26 protein-coding genes are annotated in these 21,600 nt (G+C 35.6%); 5 read left to right on the top strand and 21 right to left on the bottom strand.

Going from position 1 to position 21,600, the window contains the following annotated elements:
- Nucleotides 1-42: 42 nt before the first annotated feature.
- The 3 genes from AAC388_RS08740 to AAC388_RS08730 form a co-directional block, all read right to left on the bottom strand.
- Entirely contained in the window at nt 43-1,434 is a 1,392-nt protein-coding gene (locus AAC388_RS08740) for an amino acid permease (RefSeq protein WP_005075928.1), read from the bottom strand.
- Between the two features lie 104 nt (nt 1,435-1,538).
- Complete coding sequence (locus AAC388_RS08735; RefSeq protein WP_342371516.1) at nt 1,539-3,107, bottom strand: CoA-acylating methylmalonate-semialdehyde dehydrogenase; 1,569 nt, start codon at nt 3,105-3,107, stop codon at nt 1,539-1,541.
- Between the two features lie 108 nt (nt 3,108-3,215).
- The gene (locus AAC388_RS08730) at nt 3,216-4,598 is read right to left on the bottom strand and encodes an aspartate aminotransferase family protein (RefSeq protein WP_342371515.1); all 1,383 of its coding nucleotides are present in this window, start codon (nt 4,596-4,598) and stop codon (nt 3,216-3,218) included.
- A 97-nt stretch (nt 4,599-4,695) separates the two neighbouring features.
- On the opposite strand from AAC388_RS08730, the gene AAC388_RS08725 reads away from it, so the two are divergent.
- The gene (locus AAC388_RS08725) at nt 4,696-5,613 is read left to right on the top strand and encodes a LysR family transcriptional regulator (RefSeq protein WP_342371514.1); all 918 of its coding nucleotides are present in this window, start codon (nt 4,696-4,698) and stop codon (nt 5,611-5,613) included.
- Here the strand turns inward: AAC388_RS08725 and AAC388_RS08720 are convergent.
- The 3 genes from AAC388_RS08720 to AAC388_RS08710 form a co-directional block, all read right to left on the bottom strand.
- Nucleotides 5,610-5,798: a type II toxin-antitoxin system Phd/YefM family antitoxin gene (locus tag AAC388_RS08720; RefSeq protein ID WP_057070874.1), complete on the bottom strand. Its 189-nt coding sequence runs from the start codon at nt 5,796-5,798 to the stop codon at nt 5,610-5,612. The genes AAC388_RS08725 and AAC388_RS08720 overlap by 4 nt on opposite strands.
- A 61-nt stretch (nt 5,799-5,859) precedes the next feature.
- Nucleotides 5,860-7,128: a DcaP family trimeric outer membrane transporter gene (locus AAC388_RS08715; RefSeq protein WP_342371513.1), complete on the bottom strand. Its 1,269-nt coding sequence runs from the start codon at nt 7,126-7,128 to the stop codon at nt 5,860-5,862.
- 156 nt (nt 7,129-7,284) lie between these two features.
- Nucleotides 7,285-7,962, bottom strand: coding sequence for an RraA family protein (locus tag AAC388_RS08710; protein ID WP_342371512.1), 678 nt, complete (start codon nt 7,960-7,962; stop codon nt 7,285-7,287).
- A 198-nt stretch (nt 7,963-8,160) separates the two neighbouring features.
- Here AAC388_RS08710 and AAC388_RS08705 point away from each other — a divergent pair, with 198 nt between their 5' ends.
- Both AAC388_RS08705 and AAC388_RS08700 read left to right on the top strand, forming a co-directional pair.
- Nucleotides 8,161-9,150 (top strand): hydroxyacid dehydrogenase, encoded by a 990-nt coding sequence (locus AAC388_RS08705; RefSeq protein ID WP_342371511.1) that lies wholly within the window; start codon nt 8,161-8,163, stop codon nt 9,148-9,150.
- Between the two features lie 75 nt (nt 9,151-9,225).
- Entirely contained in the window at nt 9,226-10,545 is a 1,320-nt protein-coding gene (locus AAC388_RS08700) for an MFS transporter (protein WP_005074254.1), read from the top strand.
- Between the two features lie 60 nt (nt 10,546-10,605).
- Here AAC388_RS08700 and AAC388_RS08695 read toward each other — a convergent pair whose 3' ends face one another.
- The 3 genes from AAC388_RS08695 to AAC388_RS08685 form a co-directional block, all read right to left on the bottom strand.
- Nucleotides 10,606-11,304, bottom strand: a complete 699-nt coding sequence (locus AAC388_RS08695) for a helix-turn-helix domain-containing protein (protein WP_002113797.1) — start codon at nt 11,302-11,304, stop codon at nt 10,606-10,608.
- A gap of 204 nt (nt 11,305-11,508) precedes the next feature.
- Entirely contained in the window at nt 11,509-11,967 is a 459-nt protein-coding gene (locus AAC388_RS08690; protein ID WP_342371510.1) for a DMT family transporter, read from the bottom strand.
- Nucleotides 11,968-11,976: 9 nt separating this feature from the next.
- Entirely contained in the window at nt 11,977-12,411 is a 435-nt protein-coding gene (locus AAC388_RS08685; protein WP_001166490.1) for a DMT family transporter, read from the bottom strand.
- Between the two features lie 102 nt (nt 12,412-12,513).
- On the opposite strand from AAC388_RS08685, the gene AAC388_RS08680 reads away from it, so the two are divergent.
- On the top strand, nt 12,514-13,446 hold the full coding sequence (locus tag AAC388_RS08680; RefSeq protein WP_342371509.1) for a LysR substrate-binding domain-containing protein: 933 nt from the start codon (nt 12,514-12,516) through the stop codon (nt 13,444-13,446).
- 80 nt (nt 13,447-13,526) lie between these two features.
- Here the strand turns inward: AAC388_RS08680 and AAC388_RS08675 are convergent, their stop codons facing one another.
- Nucleotides 13,527-13,742 carry a hypothetical protein gene (locus AAC388_RS08675; protein ID WP_032063368.1) on the bottom strand — a complete coding sequence of 72 codons (216 nt, stop codon included), beginning with the start codon at nt 13,740-13,742 and terminating at the stop codon, nt 13,527-13,529.
- Between the two features lie 351 nt (nt 13,743-14,093).
- Here AAC388_RS08675 and AAC388_RS08670 point away from each other — a divergent pair, with 351 nt between their 5' ends.
- Complete coding sequence (locus AAC388_RS08670) at nt 14,094-14,270, top strand: hypothetical protein (RefSeq protein ID WP_171071502.1); 177 nt, start codon at nt 14,094-14,096, stop codon at nt 14,268-14,270.
- A 254-nt stretch (nt 14,271-14,524) separates the two neighbouring features.
- On the opposite strand, the gene AAC388_RS08665 is transcribed toward AAC388_RS08670, so the two are convergent.
- The 11 genes from AAC388_RS08665 to AAC388_RS08615 form a co-directional block, all read right to left on the bottom strand.
- Nucleotides 14,525-14,761 carry a hypothetical protein gene (locus AAC388_RS08665; protein WP_342371508.1) on the bottom strand — a complete coding sequence of 79 codons (237 nt, stop codon included), beginning with the start codon at nt 14,759-14,761 and terminating at the stop codon, nt 14,525-14,527.
- Nucleotides 14,762-14,931: 170 nt separating this feature from the next.
- Nucleotides 14,932-15,645, bottom strand: a complete 714-nt coding sequence (locus AAC388_RS08660) for a DUF2314 domain-containing protein (protein ID WP_342371566.1) — start codon at nt 15,643-15,645, stop codon at nt 14,932-14,934.
- 252 nt (nt 15,646-15,897) lie between these two features.
- Nucleotides 15,898-16,209 (bottom strand): hypothetical protein, encoded by a 312-nt coding sequence (locus tag AAC388_RS08655; RefSeq protein WP_064785047.1) that lies wholly within the window; start codon nt 16,207-16,209, stop codon nt 15,898-15,900.
- Nucleotides 16,210-16,356: 147 nt separating this feature from the next.
- Nucleotides 16,357-16,497, bottom strand: a complete 141-nt coding sequence (locus tag AAC388_RS08650) for a hypothetical protein (RefSeq protein WP_032003705.1) — start codon at nt 16,495-16,497, stop codon at nt 16,357-16,359.
- Nucleotides 16,498-16,853: 356 nt separating this feature from the next.
- The gene (locus AAC388_RS08645) at nt 16,854-17,315 is read right to left on the bottom strand and encodes a hypothetical protein (protein ID WP_060466510.1); all 462 of its coding nucleotides are present in this window, start codon (nt 17,313-17,315) and stop codon (nt 16,854-16,856) included.
- 115 nt (nt 17,316-17,430) lie between these two features.
- A complete protein-coding gene (locus AAC388_RS08640; protein WP_064785048.1) occupies nt 17,431-17,910 on the bottom strand; it encodes an SMI1/KNR4 family protein in 480 nt (159 codons plus the stop codon).
- A 66-nt stretch (nt 17,911-17,976) separates the two neighbouring features.
- On the bottom strand, nt 17,977-18,483 hold the full coding sequence (locus tag AAC388_RS08635; protein ID WP_068612992.1) for a DUF2247 family protein: 507 nt from the start codon (nt 18,481-18,483) through the stop codon (nt 17,977-17,979).
- A gap of 101 nt (nt 18,484-18,584) precedes the next feature.
- Nucleotides 18,585-19,061 (bottom strand): hypothetical protein, encoded by a 477-nt coding sequence (locus AAC388_RS08630; protein ID WP_317807865.1) that lies wholly within the window; start codon nt 19,059-19,061, stop codon nt 18,585-18,587.
- A 24-nt stretch (nt 19,062-19,085) separates the two neighbouring features.
- Nucleotides 19,086-19,790, bottom strand: coding sequence for a hypothetical protein (locus AAC388_RS08625; protein ID WP_139111783.1), 705 nt, complete (start codon nt 19,788-19,790; stop codon nt 19,086-19,088).
- Between the two features lie 154 nt (nt 19,791-19,944).
- Nucleotides 19,945-20,787, bottom strand: a complete 843-nt coding sequence (locus tag AAC388_RS08620) for a hypothetical protein (protein WP_342371507.1) — start codon at nt 20,785-20,787, stop codon at nt 19,945-19,947.
- A gap of 173 nt (nt 20,788-20,960) precedes the next feature.
- Nucleotides 20,961-21,539 carry a hypothetical protein gene (locus AAC388_RS08615; RefSeq protein WP_064785052.1) on the bottom strand — a complete coding sequence of 193 codons (579 nt, stop codon included), beginning with the start codon at nt 21,537-21,539 and terminating at the stop codon, nt 20,961-20,963.
- Nucleotides 21,540-21,600 lie beyond the last annotated feature (61 nt).

The following is a 21,600-nucleotide window of genomic DNA, read 5'->3' as shown; positions in this document are numbered from 1 at the left end:
GTCTCTTTTTTAATTTATATATAATTTAATTTTATTGGATGATTAATCCAAATTCATGGCAACCGCTCTGGTTGCTTTACGCTTTCGCGTGACAAACAAACCACAAACCACCACAAGCGAAGTTACACCTAAAGATAAAGTGGTTTCATAACTATATGCTGGTGAGAAGAACATATAAGCTAACACACTTAAAATAATAATAATCACAAACCAAGTAAGCCATGGGAATAACCACATTTTAAATGGTATTTCCGCTCCAGCTGCTTCTAACTTATGTCTTAAACGTAGTTGTGAGAACGCAATAACTAAGTACACCAGTAAAGCAATTGACCCTGTGCTTGAAAGCAATAAGCCAAATACTTTTCCAGGGAATACATAGTTAATGACACAACACACTAAACCAATAAAAGTTGAAGAAAACACTGCAATTGCAGGTACACCTGCATAATTGATTTTAGTTACTGCCTGAGGCGCTTCACTACGAGTGCCCAAACGAAATAGCATACGAGAGGACGTATAAATCGCAGCATTCATACAACTCGCAACGGCGATAAACACGACCGTATCAATGATGAGTTTAGTGCCCGGTACGTTCAAGCTCATTAAAACGTATTGGAATGTTCCGTACTTTTGTAAGTCTGGTGAACGCCAGTCGACAAGTGAAACAGCAATGAACATTGAGACCACAAAGAAAAGGATAATACGGTACAACACCAAATTGGTAGCGCGTCTGATTTTCTGTTTAGGGTTTGATGATTCCGCTGCTGCAATTGAGACAATTTCTACGCCAAAGAATGAAAATGCCGTAATTAAAATGGCAGATAAAATGCCTCCCATACCGTGCGGCATAAAACCAGCATTATTGTATAAATTGGCAACACCGCTAACATTTTTAGCTAAAGGCCAAATACCTGAAATTGCCAAAATACCAATAATAATGAAACCGATAATGGCCACTACTTTGACCAAAGAAAACCAGAACTCAAACTCACCAAAACTTTTGGTACTAAAAAAGTTAGCTAAGCTTAAGAACACAATAAAACAAAATGCGTAAATAGAAACTGAAACGTTCGGAAACCACGAATGTAAAATTTCAGCACCTGCAATGGCTTCTACAGGAATCGCAAGCACCCAAAACCACCAATATAACCAACCAATGGTAAAGCCTGCCCAAGGACCAATCGCTTTACGGGCATATGTAGAAAATGAACCAGTGTCCGGCTCTAAAACGGCCATTTCACCTAACATTCGCATCACCAGAAATACCATAATGCTGGTAATGAGGTATGCAAGAATTACTGCTGGGCCCGCCTTGGCAATTGCAGAGGATGAACCGACAAATAAACCTGCACCAATAACACCGCCAATACTAATCATTGTGATATGGCGATTTGAAAGTCCTTCGCCTAATTTTTTTGTTGTATCATTATTCATATTTCAATCCTTAAAAATATATTTATAAAAACAATCTATTACATGTTTAAAATCCTACGATAATGAAAAAGGGAAAACTTATTGTTTTCCCCTTGTTGCAATAATTAATTTAAAGTTGGCATTGAAAATTGTTTTGCTTCACGGACTTGAGCAGACGGCCAACGTTGCGTAATGGTTTTACGGCGTGTGTAAAAACGGACACCATCTGGACCATAAGCATGTAAATCACCGAATAATGAACGCTTCCAACCACCAAAACTATGATAAGCAACAGGTACCGGTAAAGGCACATTAATACCGACCATACCGACTTGAATATGGCTACTAAAATAGCGTGCTGCTTCCCCATCACGGGTATAGATACAAGTACCATTACCATATTCATGGTCATTAATGAGTTGCATGGCTTCTTGCATAGTATTCACACGCATAACTTGCAACACAGGACCAAAAATCTCTTGTTGGTAGCTGGTCATGTTTGGTGTGACTTGATCAATTAAAGTTGGCCCAACAAAGAAGCCTTTTTCGTAACCTGTCGGTTTTGCATCACGACCATCAACCACAATTTTTGCGCCTTGCTGTTCTGCACTTTGAATATAGGCTTGTACCTTATCTTTATGTGCTTGGGTAATAAGTGGCCCAAAGTCGTTGCTTGCATCTGCATAGTTGCCGAACTTCAATTTTTTCATTTCTTGAGTTAGCTTATCAATCACGACATCGGCAACTTCATCACCAATGGCTACTGCTACTGACAATGCCATACAACGTTCACCTGAAGAACCAAAAGCTGCGCCTAACAATGAAGTGACTACGTTATCAATATCGGCATCTGGCATGATAATCGCGTGGTTTTTTGCCCCACCTAATGCTTGGCAACGTTTGCCCGTGGATGTTGCAGTACGGTAAATATATTCAGCAATTGGTGTTGAACCCACAAAGCTAACCGCCTGAATACGAGGATGATGTAATAAGGCATCTACTGCTTCCTTGTCACCATTCACCACATTAAATACGCCGTCAGGTAAACCCGCTTGTTTTAATAATTCTGCAAGGTATAAAACCACAGAAGGCGCTTTTTCAGAAGGTTTTAAAATAAAGCAGTTACCGCAGACCAGTGCCATTGGGAACATCCACAACGCCACCATGGCTGGGAAGTTAAACGGTGTAATTCCAGCCACAACACCTAAAGGTTGGAACTCGCTCCATGAGTCGATATCTGGACCGACATTTTTTGAATATTCCCCTTTTAAAAGCTCTGGTGCACCGCAAGCATATTCAACATTTTCAATACCACGTTGCAATTCACCTTGAGCATCATGAGAAATTTTACCGTGCTCTTGCCCAATCAAAGCACAAATCTTTTCGGCATTTTGCTCTAATAGTTGTTTGAACTTAAACATGACACGCGCACGTTTAATGACTGGTGTATCGCGCCATGCAGGAAATGCTTGCTCGGCTACCTGAACTGCTTCATTTACCGTTTGAGCATCTGCAATTTCAACCTCTTTACTAATTTCACCCGTCGCAGGATTGTAAACTGGCTGTTTTCTTGCCGTTTTAGATACAATTCTTCCTTGAATGAAATGCCCTAGCACTTTTTTGGCTTGTTCACTATGCGTACTATTTTCAGTTGAGACTTCGTCATAGCTAAAATTTTCAAGGCCATTTGTCATTGTTGTTACTCCTTACTACAATTAGTTTTCAGATCAAACTGTATTTTTCATTTGGTTTTTAAAGAGCATCTAGAGATGTTACCGATGCTCTTTAAATGTCTATAAGCCTTAATTCACTTGATAAAGTGCATCGCCAACGGCATTCAATAAGCGGTCAATATCTGCTTCTGTGCTATTAAACATTGGACCGAACTGAAGCGTGTCGCCGCCAAAGCGAACATAGAACCCTTCTTTCCAGAGTTTCATACCAAGTTCAAAGCCTCGAATCGTGGCATCGCCATCACGCGGAGCTAACTGCAAAGCACCAATCAAACCACAATTACGAATATCTAAAATATGCGGTGCGCCTTTTAAGCCATGCAGCTTTTTTTCAAAAGTTGGTGCTAACGCCGCAGATTGAGCTAATAGGTTCTTCTTTTCTAAAGCTTCAAGCGCAGCTAAAGCAGCCGCACAAGCGACTGGATGCGCCGAATAGGTATAACCGTGAGTAAATTCAATGGCATGTTCCGGCAAGTCTTGTTGCATAAAGGCAGAGTAAATTTCATGGCTTGCCACCACGCCACCTAAAGGTATGGCACCATTGGTCACCTGTTTCGCAAAGTTCAAAATATCTGGTGTTACCCCAAAGTATTCTGCCCCTGTCCACGTTCCTAAACGCCCAAAACCTGTAATCACCTCATCAAAAATTAACAAGATGTCATGCTGATCACAGATCTCTCTTAAACGTTGTAAATAGCCCGTTGGCGGTACAATACAACCCGCCGAACCAGAAATAGGTTCAACAATTACGGCTGCAATATTTGAAGCATCATGTAATTCAATTAACTTAAGCATTTCATTGGCAAGTTCTACCCCACCTGTTTCTGCACAGCCCTTGGTAAAAGTTAAATTTGGCTGCAAGGTATGCGGTAAATGGTCTACGTCCATAAGTTGACCAAACATTTTACGGTTGCCGCCAATACCGCCTAAGCTTGTTCCCGCAACGTTTACCCCATGGTAACCACGGGCACGCCCAATCAATTTAGTCTTGCTTGGTTTACCTTTAATGCGCCAATAGGCACGTGCCATTTTAATAGCGGTATCTGCCGACTCTGAACCCGAGTTAGTAAAGAAAACGTGTTGTAGTTTTTCAGGCATATGCTGAACAATTTTATCTGCCAACTTAAAAGACAATGGATGACCAAACTGAAAAGCTGGCGAGTAGTCGAGCTGACCTAATTGAGCACTTACCGCTTGTTGAATTTCAGGAAGCGTATGACCAGCACCACAAGTCCATAGGCCTGAGAGTGAGTCATAAATTTCACGGCCCGAATCATCAATTAAGTACGACCCTTTGGCACCCACAATCATACGTGGGTCTTTAGCAAAGTTTCTGTTTGCTGAAAAAGGCATCCAGTGTGCCTGATAATTTATATGCATATTATTATTGGTTTGAACCGCGTCCAAAGTATGTTCAGAGTCGCTGAATTTATCCGTATCAAACATAACCATTCCTGTTTATTTTCAAATTATGGTTTGAGTGTACATAGCGTGATAAGTTTGATAAATTCAAATTATCTTGAGTTTAGATTTAAAAAAACAAAACTAAATGAAACCTAAAAAATTAAATCAAGTCACTGATTTTGATATTAAATTACTTAAAATATTTAAAACGGTTTGCGACTGTCATAGCTTTACATCCGCCGAAAGTATTTTAGGTATTAGCCGCTCTGCAATCAGTTTGCATATGAGTGATTTAGAAAATCGTCTTGGCATTCGACTATGTCAACGTGGTCGTGCAGGTTTTGCCCTGACCGACGAAGGACGAGAAATTTTAGAATATATCGAAGTGCTTACGGCAGCCATTGAAGACTTCCGCTCTAAAGTTAACCAAATGCATAACCGCCTTAAGGGTGAGTTTAATATCGGCATTATTAACAACCTTGTGACTATGCCTAGAGGCTATATCACCAACACCTTGACTCAACTTGCCGAAGAGCATGCCGAAATTATTATTAATATTAGTATGAGTACCTTGTCAGATATTGAATGCCGTGTACTCGATAACCGTTTGCACGCAGGCGTTATTCCACTTGTTACGCCTTTGTCTGGTCTAGACTATTTCGATTTATATAGTGAAAGTTCATTTTTATACTGCGGCAAAAATCATCCGTTGTTCAGCCAGTGCAGCAACATGAATCTAGATGAGTTAAAAACATGGCAAGCGGTCCTTCCTAATTATGCGATCACACCAGAAGCAGCAAAGTTACACCAGCTTTTAGACTGTAAAGCGACAGCAAGTGACCGTGAAGGCATCGCATTTCTGATTTTAACTGGAAAATTTTTAGGTTTTTTACCCGACCACTATGCAAAAAAATGGGTTGAAGATGGTTTTATGCAAGCTGTTTCAAAGGAGAAAATGTATTACAGTACACCCATTTGCTTAATTACTCACAAGGGCAAAAATCATAATATTATTTTAAAAACTTTTATGGAGATGCTTGAGAAGCGGATTGTTGCGGGTTAAAAATCTTTGTTTTTTAATTTTTTGAGCTCAAACATTGCATTTTTATATTCAAGGTATGCCTTTTCACTAATTAGAACCACAGCATCTTTCTCTTTTCGTGTAATTTTTACGGCGTAACCTAACAGCACTCTTTCCATGACCTTTGAAAATTGTGATCTTGCATTGGCATAATTAATTTGTTCCACAATATTAGCCCTTCTCAGATAAAAGAAAGCCACTTCTGATATTAAAGTGGCTGGGATTACATTAAAAATTGTATCGACCTAATAAATTGATTCGGGATAGTTTCCCTTCTAAATCTGAAAATGTTTCTCTCTTTCCATAGGTGTATTCAACACCAAGATCGACTTTCTCAACAGGCGTCCAAAATAAATTGACGCTCGCATTGATTAGCCTTTTATTTTGATCAGGGTTATTTTCTGAAAAATTTGAATCTTTATAGATAAGACTACCAGCAGACAAAGAAGAGCGTAAATTTTCATTCCATTTACGCATATACCCTAACTCAATAGAATCAAATTCACTTAAATACATTCGATTTTTATCAAAGTAGAAAGCATCATTATCTTTTGAATAAAGCATGTAACGGTTATCGCCAGCTATGTGATAGTAATTAAACACAACTGAGTCATTTTCAGAAAGCTTATACTTTGTACCTAATCCAGCACCCCAAGCAAGTTTAGTTTGCTCTTCATTCATGTCAGAAACTGCTCGATTTTCATGAAGCATGCCATGTAATTGAACCAAAAAATCTGGATTTTTAAATTCATATCGCATGGTTAATGCAGGAAAACGGCTTCCACCTTCTACATTTTTATTTTCAACATCCCCGCCTTCCAAAGCGACTAATAATTTTTGTTTGGCGTCAACGATGTGCTGATAACGGACCTGTACATTACGCTGAGTTCCTGTGCCCATTGCACCTGTAAAATCAACCAAACTTGGAGCAGTATCACTATTCACAAAAGGTGAAGTCGTCTGACCAATTAACCAATTTCCTAGTGAAATATAAGCGTGTCTAACCCGAACCGAACCATTACCGTTATCTCCACCACTTCCCATGAAATCGGCTTCTAACTTTCCAACCAAATCTCCTTTCGAGGTCGGCTTAACGATATCCACCCCTACACGTGAAGTCGCAGCAGAGACATTTAATGATTTACTTGTTGAGTTTGAATTGTCTAATGGTATTGCCCCTGTTTTATTCGCAATTGAACGCGTTGAACCTTCAAAATCATATGCAGCATCAACACGTATATTTCCATAAAATTTAATTTTAGTCTGATCAGTCGAAACAGGCTTGTCAGTGTTTGATGTTTTGTTTTGACTCAATTCAGGTGCTTTATTCAATCCGTTATTTCGATTTAAGTTCTGCCTCTCCATGAGATAATCTATTTGCTGTTGTAATTTAATTATTTTTTCATTTAGCGCTGAGTTATCTTCGCTTTCAGCTTTGGCTTGCTGCAAAGTCATACTCATTAATAATGATAAAGAAATTATCCCTTTATATTTCATGTCCTTTTCCTTTAGACGAAATCACATAGACCAAATTGAAATTTCCTATTTTTCAATCAGTAAAATAATGATTATTGAATTAACTTTAGATAGGCTAACGAAGCTCAATCATTGACTTCGCTAGTTCCCGTCGAACTTGGATGGTTTTGAATAACCTTATTCCGGTAATTCACATCCTTTTTGTTTTAAGCTGTTGATCACCCAGCTACGGTCATTTTCACCTAAGGCGATTTGCTCTAATTGCTTTTGTTCAGCGGCATGTTTGGCGCTTGCTTTCAGATAAACGTCTTCTACTTCCGCATACGGCACGCTTAAAAGCCCATCCTCATCCCCTAAAATTAAGTCTCCCGGTTCAATTACCATTCCATTAATCGCGATAGGAACATTAATTTCCCCCGGTCCGTCTTTATAAGGTCCTCGATGTGATACTCCTGCCGCAAAAAGTGGAAAATCTCCCTCTCCAATGACAACCGAATCACGAATAGCGCCATTAATAACGATGCCAGCTATACCTTTCTTAATTGCATACGCAACCATCATCTCTCCAATTAATGCATTGGTTAGATCGCCACCAGCATCAACCACAATGACGTCTCCCGGTTGGGCGATATCAATAGCATAGTGCAACATCAAGTTATCACCCGGACGAGCCTTAACTGTAATGGCAGGCCCACAAAGATATCCCTTTTTATGCATTGGTCTTAATTGAGCCCCACCTGAAGTCATTCGATTCATTGAGTCACTGACATTAGCGACTGGTAGATCTCGATATTGCTCAATCCATTTTTGCTCAACTTTTCTGTCGTTTTTTAGCACTCTAAAACCAATTGCCATAACTTTTCCCTTAGATCAGTTTTCTTGTGCAAATTAATATGACAGCATTTTTTTGAAATGTCATTTCATTTTTAATTAAATTTAAACTAATATTTACTCAATTTTTAATTTTATTTTTACTATTGACTATTTTTTTGAAATGACGTTTTAATAATATGGATTATTAAGGACGTATTTTGCTCAAAATACTTAAATGGAGTGCAAGTCAAAATGAAACGTAAAGTTCTTATCACGGGGCCAACATTAACTTCAGATGCGTTACTGTATGCTCAGTCCCATGATATTCAGTTGATTCCAACTGAACCGTACATGGCAAAAGATGAAATGGAAAAACTCATCCATGATGAACAACCTGATGCAATCATTGTGCGAACAGGCAAACTTTCTAGAGATATGATTTTTGCTTCTGATAACTTAAAAGTAATTGCAAAACATGGTGTTGGGTTTGACACAATCGACACTCAAGCTGCAGCTGAACGAAAAATTCCTGTCACTATTGCCGTAGGCGCAAATGCACAATCTGTTGCCGAACACGCTTTTGCACTCATGTTTAATGTTGCGCGACAAGTCATATGGTTAGACCAACGTATTCGAGAAGGTCATTGGGACAAAGCAAGTGCAAATGGTGTGGAGCTATATGGTAAAACGTTGGGCTTAATTGGTTTAGGGGCAATCGGTAGCATACTCATGAAGTTAGTCGCTCCCTTAAACATGAAAGTAAAAGTATATGATCCATTTCTACAAAATTTGCCAGAGCTCGATTATGTAGAACAGGAACACGACTTTGAAAAACTTTTAGAAACTAGTGACATTATTAGCCTACATTGCCCACTTACAGCAGAGAATAGACACTTATTTTCTCATGCCCAATTTGAAAAGATGAAACGCTCAAGCATCTTAATCAATACAGCACGTGGTGAATTAATTAATCAGGCTGCATTAGTTGATGCACTAAAAAATAATAAAATTGCTGGTGCAGGTTTAGATACCTTTTCTTCAGAACCACCAGAAAAAGATAATCCACTATGGGAATTACCTAACTTGGTGGTGACTCCTCACATAGGAGCAAACACAACAGATTCACGTAATCGCGTCGGTCTTTTAGCACTTGAACAGATTGTGAGTATTTGGAATGGCCAATTACTAAACCCACGAGCTATCGCTAACTGGAAGTTACTTAATAGCTAATCATGGAACTGAATTGTTTCTGAGCTTTTAGATGCGAGAACAATTAAAATACTGAATATAAAAAAGGATTTTTTTATGTCTACAGAATACTCTCAACCGAGTGCGATTGAACGTGAAACAATGCGCAAGGTGGCGTGGCGATTACTGCCATTTTTAACACTTTGTTATGTCATCGCTATTATTGATCGTGGCAATATTGGTATGGCTTCATTACAAATGAATGAAGACCTTGGATTAACAGCTACTGCTTTTGGTTTTGCCAGTAGCTTATTTTTCTTTGCATATTTTCTATTTGAAGTACCCAGCAACCTCGCCATGCAAAAATTTGGAGCAAAAGTTTGGATTGCTCGAATTATGGTGACGTGGGGAGTGATTACAGCCGCAACAGCTTTCGTTGAAAGCTCTACATCGTTATATATTATGCGATTCTTACTCGGTGCTGCCGAAGCAGGGTTTTTCCCGGGTGTCATTTTATATTTAACCTATTGGTTGCCTGCAAACTATAGAGCCAGAATGGTCGCAATATTTATGGTGGCGATTCCGGGTGCAAACTTTATCGGTTCACCACTATCGGGACTTTTATTATCGCTAGATGGCTGGATGGGCATGCGTGGGTGGCATTGGCTATTTATTTTAGAAGGTATCCCTGCCATTTTATTAGGTATTGCCTGCCTATTTGCACTCACAGATCGACCAGAACAAGCAAAATGGCTTAATAGCGAACAAAAAGCTTGGTTAGTTGAAAGATTACAGTTTGAACGTCAACAAAAAACCCCAATTGGCCATATTTCACTATGGCAACTTTTAAAGAATAAATATATTTGGTTTATGATCATTATTTATTCTGGTGCTTCTGCTGCTGGCAGTACAATGAGTGTTTGGGCGCCACAATTAATTAAATCATTTGGTTTGAGTAATTTAGAAATCGGTTTAGTGAATGCGATTCCTTATGGCCTAGCTTCTATTGCAATGATTTTTTGGGGTCGTAGTTCTGATCGTAAAAATGAACGCCGTTGGCATACAGCAATCACACTATTGATGATCTCATTTGGTTTATTAATTGCTTTGTTCACGTCTTCACTTATTGGCACAATCTTTTTACTCAGTGTCGTATTAATTGGTGCTTATTCTATGAAAGGTCCTTTCTGGGCTTTAGCATCCTCATGGATGTCACCGACTACAACGGCGGCAGGTCTAGCAGCCATTGGTGCATTTGCCAATCTGATTGGTGGCGGGTTGATGGTAAATATCTATGGCGCAATTCATGATGCAACAGGAAGCCACGCTATTGCCTTACTTCCACTTGCAGCACTAAACCTTGTGTCGGCTATTATGGTTTTCGTTATGTCTAGAAAAAAAGCTGTTTTGTTTAGCCAACCACAAAGTACTTCATAAACAATATACATAAAAAGGGGCTAACGATTTAGCCCCTTTTTTATATCTACAATATTAGAATTAATTACGAATACTCTTACCACCTAAACTTTTCGTTAAATCATCTGCAATTTTGAAGAAAAAATCCCCCACAGATTTTGCAATTTCCGCAGTAAAACGACTTGATGGCCCTGAAACGACCAATGCGCCAACTACATCATTTTGAGCGTCAAACACAGGCAATGCCATTGAAGCAGCATGTGGCTCCGTTACACCCGTTGAATAAAAAGGTTCAGTTCTTGCTAAAACTTGTTCGTGTGTTGATCGCAATGCTTGAGCGCCTGCTGCTCCATCCATTGGTCGAACTTCGCCCGGCTGAATATGAACACGCAGTCGATGGGTAGAGTTCACTCTGTATTGGCAAAGACGATATGCCCCATGTTTAACGTAAAATGAAGCAGTTTCACCAGTTTCATCAACAAGTTGCTGTAAACACGGCACCACATGTCTTTCTAGATCTAAAGCATCTTGATAAATTGTATTTAAACGCATAACTTCGCTGGCAAGCGTATATCTACCATCCGAAAGACGGTTAACAAAACCAAAATCTTCTAGCGAAACAATTAAGCGCATGATGGTTGCTTTATTTAATTCTGTTCGTTCTGCGAGTTCTGCTAGGGTTAAAGATTTATCACCTATTCTAAAAGCAGTTAACAAAGTTAAAAGGCGATCAGCCGATGCATTTCCGCTTGTTGCTGGGTGAGGTTTAATTTTAACCATGTTTTTCCTACAATAGCTTGATATCAATTTTAATGTATTGAATTAGGTTTTTAACTTTACCATATTTCTTATATTTTAATTCTATCTCTCGACAGCAACTTCTTTCATTTATCAAAGTAGTTAAAATATGAAGTATAGCCTCATTATTAGTAGGCTTTACCACTAACAATGAGACCTATATTAATTTCCCTATTAAGCCCCCTATTACGCTTCTAGCTTTTTGTCTTTACTACTTGAATAGATAAAATTTAAAGCAATCCCTAGGCAGATTAGCGCTCCTAATCGATACGGTGAAAAAGGGAGCATTTCATTACCAAACCAGCCAAAGTTATCAATCAAGATACTCATCAAAAGTTGCCCAAAAATTACAGCTACCGTAGCAACCGCGGCTCCGATTCTTTGCACGGCCAGTACCATAATGACAATATAAGGCACTCCACACATAGCACCCAACAACTGCCATTTGGGAACATCTAACAAGGTTAAGGTTTGTTTTGGTTCAAAGTAAAAAATAAGGAGTGCAGTAATTAGAGCACCGACTGAGAAAGTCAAAAAAGCACTACGAAATACACCAACTTTTGCTCCAAGTTGACCATTAATTGCAGCCTGTACACTCAATAAAGCACCACCAATGACGGCGAGAAGGATCATTAAAATTGTCATGCGGGTCTCCTATGCTTTTGCGACAAGTACAAGTGCAGCAACAATAAAGATGAGTGCCAAAATTCGTTTGCGGTCTACCTTTCGGTGTGGAGTCCCCAACAAACCATAGTGGTCGATGATCAGGCTTTTAGACACCTGACCCGCTAAAATGCCTATCATCGTCATGGCTATACCGATAATTGGAGTGGTAATGGTCAAAATAATGACGTAAGCAGGCCCTAAAACACCGCCCAGTAATTGCCATGATGGAAGCGTAAAAAATGAAGGACTATTACGTGGACTAAAAAACAGCATGAGTAAAAAGGTAAGTGCTGCACCCACACCAAAAATACTAAAGGTAGCCCATAACTCACCCACTTCCTTTCCTAACGGCCCTAGAAGCCCTGCTTCGACCGATAGCCCCATTCCCCCTAAAATGGTTAGGAGTAGTAATAGAATTTGCATCTACATTATTGCCTCTTATGTATCTAGGCAACGAATACTAAGGTAGCCAATTCATCAGAAAAACAGCATAATTCATGAATCACTTTTGCAGAAATTGCACAAATGAATTTAACAAATTTGATTGATATCCGCACGCTTCGCTTCTTTATTAGTGTTTACAATGCTCAAAACTTCTCAAATGTAGCACGTAAAGAAGACGTATCTGCATCTATGATTTCTCGAACCATCCAGCAGCTTGAAGATGCGTTGGGACAGCAACTTTTCTACCGAAATACGCGAGCAATTACACCGACCGAATCGGGCAAATTATTTTTTGAATATGCGAAAAGAATTACTGAACAATTTGATGAAGCTCAAAAGGCTTTACAAGATAAAACCATAGAACCATCCGGACTCGTCCGCATCAATGCTCCTGTATTTTTTGGTCAACGGCATATCGCGCCGTGGTTGGCGGGTTTATCAGAACGTTATCCAAGACTTTTAATCGAGCTAATACAAACCGATGAATTTATAGATCCGTTACGCGAAAGCACCGATTTAATATTTCGCATTGGAACGCTGACTGATTCATCATTTCATGCACGTATTTTTGGTACACAAAAGTATCATTTAGCAGCATCTCCTCGGTATGTTGCCAAATATGGTGTTCTTGATCAGCCGAAAGAGCTCAATCAGCACAAATGCCTAGTCTATAAAGGTTTTGAAGGTCCTAACCGCTGGTTAGTGAGAAAGCCTGATAAAGAATGGGTACATTATCCAATTACCCCCTTACTTTCATCGAATAATGCCGAGAGCTTAATGACAGCTGCGCTTCATGGTATGGGGATTGTTTTATTTCCTGATTGGCTGATTGGCAAAGCTTTAAAACAAGGTGATTTAATAAAGCTTTTACCTGAATATGAAGTCGCGATTAAATCACAACCCCAGCATATCGCAGCCATTTATCCAAATGTCCGTCATCCACCACTCAACATTAGAGCAGTGATAGATTATTTTGCTGAAATCTATGGAGACACACCGTATTGGCAGAATTAATTTTTTAAATAGAGTAAAAGAGATCAATTAACTGGTCTTTTTATATATAAAATCACTCATAAAAAAAACACAGAAGTAAGTCATTTATATTCTATATAATAGCTGTTGCCATCAGAACTGTTGAAAACCATATTTAAAGTAGGGTAAATAAATTCACCTCTTAACAAAATATATTCAACTTTAGTACTCTGAACTCTAGATGAATGATTGATTCTATTAGTATTTTCCTCTGTATAGTTTGCCTGTGCCCTTGTTTCTTTTCCTTGGTAATCAATAATTGTAATGTCTTTTAGCATTTATATGCTCCAATTTAATTAGACATATTATGCTTAACAAAATTTTTATACTATCAATATTTTGTAGGCAACTAATTTAAATTAATTTTTAAAATTTAATCATCTGTACCTTGAGAAAATTTATATATGTGTGCTTTATGTACCCCTACTTGAAATTGAGATAGGATAATTTCAAGTTTTAAAGGATAAGACTCAACAGGTTACATATAATTGATTTTATTTACGAAATATACAGTCGAAATAAAGTCCATTTCTATGACATATCAACACATATCAGTCTTAAAACAACCGTAATGTAAAGTGATTTAAAGCGTAGTATGAACTTTCCCCAGTGAAGATAAGAAGATAAAAATGTCAGGTTTTAAAAGTTTTTCTCAAAATACAACTAACAACGCTAATGTCATTAAAGCCCAAATGAATAAGCATTCTGCAACACAACCACCTACCGAAACTCAACCATCAGAAGTTCCTGGCACCGTAAAAGATCTGCCAGAGAATAATGATCAACCTGATCCAAATAACAAATAATTTCTTATTAACAGTGCCTTGGAAGTTATTTTGAGGTCCTGCTACTACTAAGAATAAATTAGTGCACTGATTTATTATACTATTAACTACTTTTATCAATTTGATTTGTTTAGTTATTTTAAGAAATTGCAGCCATTCATTCCAGAAAATTGATATGACTAGTCTCTCAGATATGAGGGGCTTTTTTAATTGTATTTCTACTTAACCAGTACTTACCCACTCATTAAAAAGAGCACCTAAGTGCTCTCTCATCCTTATTGATTTTTATATAAGGCAAAATTTATTGCCCTATCATATGCCTGTTCCTGTAACTCCGTATATACATAAAAGTGCTGTTCTGCTTTGGTAACAGGATTAATAAGTTTCATTGGTTCATAACTATGAGTATTTAAATCATTAGGATCAACATCAAAAGCTTCTAATTGCTGCTCTCTCCATTCTCCACTTAGTACACCACCTACACAAAGCCATTTCGTTGTATTCTCTGACATATCTAATCCATATTTTGGAGGTGTTTACATACCATAACACGCCGTTCTTTGAGCTGTATTATTTTTTCATGACTAAAAAATCGATCATCTAATTAGATGGCTTCTTCAGTAAAGTAATTTTAGGATCCATCACAACAAAAAAGCCCTCCATTAGAGGGCTAGATTCAAAGCTACTTAAGTAAACTTACAATATTGGTCCAACCCATCTTATGAGCCAAATCTAAAGGAGTCATTGATTGATTATTTACCTCCAACTTATTCGTATTCAACCTTAAAAGCTCTTGAACAAATAAATAATTACCCGCTATAACTTCACGATGTAATAATTGATTACCACTTTCATCTTTTTCAGTAATGATTGCAGGGTCTGTCTTTATAATATTTATAAACTGATCCAAAATATTCTTACACATGGGGTGTTCATCTAGGTTTTCGGGACAATTTTTCTGCTCATAAACTAGAAAAATTTCATCAGGATTACCAAAATCAATCCCCCATGCCTCATCATATTCTTTACGATCTGATGCATTTAAGGTCTTACGATGTTCTTGAATCGTAAACCCACCATGAACAGTGCCATTAGATAAAAACATCCAATCAACGATAGACTCAAATTGAAGCCTTACACTTTCACCAGCTTGCACATTATCAATGATATAAGGTTCATTTAACAAAATTCCTGAAATTGTACTACCATCAAAATCTACTTGATCAATCCACATATACTCAATTAAAGGTTCATTTTTATCTTCAAGGTTTTCTTGGATAAATGCACACTTCACATAAGCCAGTTCTAAAGCAGGAATAATTCGTCGAAATTCCCAATAAAGTTCACGCCAAAAATATTTAAATGTACCTATAGCATTCTCAAAAGCTAGAATCATTTCTGGAGATTCATTCTTATGCAATTTATTCATATAATCCATATTACAGTTAATTAATATTGAACTTGCTTATAATAACACTATGATAAATTTAAATATCTTTAAATTTCTTAACTATGACACCAATGTTCAAAGATAAAAAGACCAAGACTAAATAAAAGTAAGCCTCTTGAACCGTAAGAAGTTCGGCAAATTAAAATTACCTTAAAAAAAACCCACCGAAGTGGGTTCAATTGCAATCTGTAAAAGTGGTTAATTACATTTAATCGTCTTATTGAAAGTCTTATAGGTACCTGTTGTAATTACTTGAGCTGTATAAATCTGTTGGCTATGAGTTTGATGATTATTATTTATTTCACTAAAGCCTTTACCAGCACAAATGGTTTCAGCTTTTTTGTTTACTTTGTTTTCCATTGCTTCATTAGAACCTAAAATATTAGAAGTGGTTTGAATCATATAGTTTCCATTTTCAAGTTTAGTAGCTTGAGCTGGAAACATTTGTGCACAACTAGTCAAAGAAAGAGTAGAAGCTGCAAGAAGAGTTAGCATAAGATATTTATTCATAATTTCTTAGTTCGTTGAATTAAAAAACAAAAAAGACAAAATATATTTTTAAATTTTAACAGTCAACAATAAAATAAATAAAAACCACTACAATAAAAAGCCCACCTTCCGATGAGCTTTTTATTTAATTAAAATTAACGGTATGTATTATGCGTTAAATTCTGCTAATACAAAGTTTTTTACTATTTCATCAAAATTTGGTTTTAGAAGAGTTGGCTTGCTATCTTTTATAGTTTTATACCAATAACTCGCTGCAACTCCCATACTAATCAAAGCTAACAATTTCATTGCTCACCTCACTTATTGGGAAGAGTGAAACTTAACGTATCATTCGCGTTTGTAGTGTTCCAACTCGTTTTAGGGAGGTTTATGTATATTTTTTAAGCAATGTGTAAAATAAAAAACTCCCATATCTTCGTGAACTTTCTCTAATGCCAAAAGTGCAATTTAGTTATACTTAGCCCACTATAAAGCAATCCAGTATTTACCTTGCACAGGTTCAATTTCAGAAGTTCTATCACTACAATCTAATTATTTCAAACACTTAGGATTTCATAACTACAACTGTGTCACCCAAATATCCAACAATATAATGAGATTGGAAATACTACATTTTTGCTATTAATTTTTTAAATCTTATTTAGCTACTCAAACATTATTTTTGACTCAAATGATAATTCGCCATCCTCGTAAATATCTTTAAATAATTTTAATGATAATTCTAAATCTTGATTAACATATTTTGCTTTCCATTCATCTTCATGGGGTTCAAAAATATAAATTTCATCAGGATTTTTAGCGGCTCTGTTCACAAGACGTAAATAAGTACCAGCAGGATATTCTTCATTTTCACTAATACTACATCCCAACAAATAACCATATCTAGAATCACAAACCATGCTGTAGCTATCAATATCACTATATGCTAATCGCTCAGACTCTTCAGAATAATCTGCGTCTGTCTTATGAATAATGACACTACCTCCAAAATAAAAAACGTTCTTAATTATATTTGATAATTTTTCCCAACCCATTTCTTTTAAATCTATTCTTTTCTCTGAAAAAAATGGGGTTCTTACTACATAACTACAAACATATAAAATCATTACTAGCCTTTCATATTTACTTTACCAATCGCTCTGTCTCCAAATTGTTATTTTTCAACTATTGAGCACTGTTAAATAAATTATTATTTAAAAATCAAAAAACTATCGTAGATTGCTAATACTCAATAAATTCATGTAATGAATTTATAAAATGCACAAAGTTATCTGCTAGATACAGAACCTTTCTTTTACCCTCATTCATTCCAAAGTCATAGAATTCATCATGTAAAACAAGCACAATCTTAGGTTGATCTTTGATCCAAGGAAATCTGTAATCGAAACAAATAAAATTTCCACCAGGTGTAGATCCAAAGCTAATTAACTTTCCCTCATAGTCATCATCGCCTTCGGGAAATTGCATCCCTTCTATTCTAGGTTCATGCAAGTATCCTCCTAACTCTACTGTACTGATATTTAGTTCACCATCAGTGTCAACATAATCAAAGCTAGAAATTTCAGGATAGATGCCATCATGTTGAGAAATAAGTTCAACATATTCTGGTGGAAATATAACTTCTAAGGTAGCTGCAAAATTTTCAATAATTTCTTTATTAATTGCGCCATTTGGATACTGATCCCCAATATCTTGTAGCATTTGAAGACTCTCCACTATTTAAAAAATTTGCCTAATATTCTTAAGTGTTATAAATCACACAGTGCTTTATTTGTACTTTAGAGCACTTTTTTGTAAGTAATTTTCCCAATTCTTCATTAAGCGATTAATATTTTCTGCATAAGAATACAATGATGGATTATATCCATCTGTAGGAGGCATATATTTAATAAAATTATCCATTTCGGCTGGACAATCAAAATCTGTATAAATACTTTCTACTTCATCTAAAGGATCTTCAAAACTTTCTCGATTAAGCCAGAGCCAGCTAAGAATTACATATAACCATTTTTGACTGATGGTCTCATATTCATCTTCTTTAAAATTTGGACATAATTCATAAATAAAAGAACTGATGTCATTTGACTCAGTGGGTATAAGGAATGACAACTCAAGTTCAGCATTAGTATAGTCCCCCGTTAATAAACTATTTTCTGCTTTTTTTATTGGTATTTCTGAAGTAAGAAGATTATTTTCATAGCCCCATTTGATATCACACCATGAAAGGTTCACCTTTTCATTAATAAAATCAGCAGGTATTGGAAACAACTTCATCTCTTTGTGTCTCGTTTGTTAATAAAAAGACTGTAATTCTACTATGTGCAAAATCTTAATAAGTAATAGTTTATTGATTATCAAGCATATATTTAAAAATATTATAACAATTTCAAACTCAGTCTTTTAGCCTCGGCTTCATCACCATACCACCACACTGATATATCTTTGACTTTAGCTGACATTTCTTCATTAGGACCTAGATCACTTTCTAATGAATAGTAGTCCCCATTTTGATATCTCGGCATAATTGTACTATTTATAAATAAATCATAGGCTTGTTGATAGCAATGTGGACATGAAGGTAAAGAGTTTAAAAACCTTTTTAGATTATCTTGAATATATTCACGATAAATAGGCCCGCTATCTGGAATATTTTTAGGTTTTGTCTCATTTAAAATAGGATCATTACGACCTGTTATCCATAGAATGATATGGCAATTTGTACATTGCGCACCTAATGGTTCAGCTCTTTCATATTCGTTTATACCGTACTGCAAGCCATGTTGCTGATACCCTTTCAGATAGTAAGGTACTACCGCTATTTCACTAGCTGCTACCTGATGTAAAGATCTCATAGGTACTCCTTTTAGAATTCATTTTTAGAAGAAAAGATAGAATAAAAACATAAAGCAACTACCAAGTCCTATTGCTACCCATGATATTAATTTAGATATAAATCTATCTTCTTTAAAAAAGAATGGTAAAACCCATTTATTGATGTCTATTTCTCTTAGCCAAAATAAATACCAAGGAAAAGTTAAGGCGAATATAAGAGAACTTGTGAACATAGCAACAGATGAAGGTCTCTTGTAAAATTCAGACTTACTCATTTTAAAAAACATTACCCAAAAAATTACTTCTAGAGCGCATAGCAAGACACATAAATAAATATAAAACTTACTCTTCAGATTAGTGATAAAAATTGGAGTTAGTGTCCAGAATGGAAAAACGAGTCCAAATCCAAGTCTAAAACCATATAAATCATCATGAATTTCAAATAGAAAGAACCGTAGAGGTATTATTACATAATAAAGAGCAAAAAATATAAGGCTTAAAAACTTAACTCGATTAAGAGTGTTTGAGTCAAGGTCTGCAACAATAGGTTTAGATATTAAATATCCAAAAAAATAATTAGCATAGAAACTAATTAGATAAATAAATAGGGAAGAATATGACTCATAGTCAAAAACACTATACAAGAATAAAGATAAAATCCAAAGCAATCCAAAAATAAGGAAATTTTTAGCAATAATAAAAAATGGAGATTTGGTTCTAAGAACTGATGGCTCAATCATAATTTGCACTGCGGTATACCCCATCTATACATAGCCATTTCTAAGTAATGACTATAATTAATTCAAATTTATCAATATATTCGGTAGATATATAAATTCATGCCATTGTATCCTCCTGTACCCCCATCTGTTTGCAACCAAACTTTTGAGTAGGTTGATTCAGCTACAAAAAATTTATCTGTATCGTTTCAAGCAAATCATCACTTATCACTTCAAATTCTTTATTTTTTGCTGAATGAGTGTTCATTAAAGGATGATTTAAAGATATTTCATCTAATTTATCTAATGCACGTAATTTATTAATCACATGAATTTCAAGTGGCAATAAAGTGAATGGAGGGTTAATAAATTTTGGAGGATACTTACGTAAATCATTATCTATTAATTCTTCGCAGTGTAAATTTGCTATATCTATGAGTAATGGTTCTAAAAATACTGTGTCACATGACCAATTATTTATCAAATCTTTAAATTTTCCATCTATCTTTGATTCTAATGTAAATTCTTCATTAATCCATTTGTAATAAGCCCATAATGAAAAATAGTCATAACTTAAAGGGAAATCAGATAGAAATTTTTGTTGTAAACAAAACTCCACTTGGCGCGCTAATTTCTTTGCTAAATTTTTATTATTCAATAGAATTGCCCAAAAAAGTAGTGCAGAAAATTCTGAAAAATACTTCTTTAACTCATGTACATTCATTTTATCTGAAGGTTTTATTTTAAAATCATTTAATTGTAATGCTCTTCCCACCTCTGCATACATCAAGGCAAGATTTAAACTATTTAAAGCATCCATATCAGCCTTATTATTTTCAATTTTTAAGAATGCCAATTGGGCATAAGATATAGACATACTAACTATATGATGAGGAAAAAGTATATCTTCCCCATCTAAGGTATCTAGTATGTATTTTTGATCAAATTTTAATGAATGAATTAAACTTCCAATACTATATTTTTTATAACATTTTAATAATTTATTTAATTCTCTTATTTCTTTCATCAGGCAATCTCAATAGGTTTCACAATATAAGAAAATATTTCTTAAGAATATTTAACTTAATAATTATAAATTTAAAAACTAATATTTCGGAATAAAATTATTTAAAATTCATAAGATAGTTTTAATATATAGCTTGTAAAACTTTTTACAAATAAAGTTGTATTATTTCTAATTTAGCTAGAAAGCAATAATCTTCCTGTTGTTAACTCATCGAATAAAGTAGGATCTTCATCACCTCGAATTGTGCCTTGAGACGAATATGAACCTAATCTCTTTCTGTATCGAATTAAGTACTCAAATAGTGTTCCAAATCTTTTTACTGTATTGCTATTTTCATCCCACTCATAAACAATATCATTAATATCCTTTGTATACATGAAGAAAATATTAGCATGTTCATTCTCACCACAAATCTCAAAATATTGTTCTTCAGCTAAATCTAATTTCTCACCACTCTCTCTATAATTGATAGCAAGTTCTTCATCAGCCATTAAATTTTTTTGCCTTTGTATATTAAATCCCGCATTTCTATAATATCTGTATATGTAAAAATCATCACCAAAAATCAACCCTCCTGAACATTTACCCATAGTTGTTAGCAACTCTTTCAATTGACCATGCACAGAAATATTATTTAATTTCTCAATTTCAGCGATTTCTTGTTCTGAATATCCATTAACCTTTTCTAATTTTTCAATAAAATAATTTTTTTCAGCTTTAATAGAAGAAAGCATAGTCACCAAATTACTCATATAAAGTACCTTATAGATTGGGAAGCCTTAAAATAGATCTATAAATATTCACAACTTAGTA

The sequence above is a fragment of the Acinetobacter sp. D009 genome, assembly GCF_038562025.1.
Classification (GTDB): domain Bacteria; phylum Pseudomonadota; class Gammaproteobacteria; order Pseudomonadales; family Moraxellaceae; genus Acinetobacter; species Acinetobacter pittii.
The sequence above is the reverse complement of the archived record's forward strand: the minus strand, read 5'-3'. Positions and strand labels throughout refer to the sequence as shown.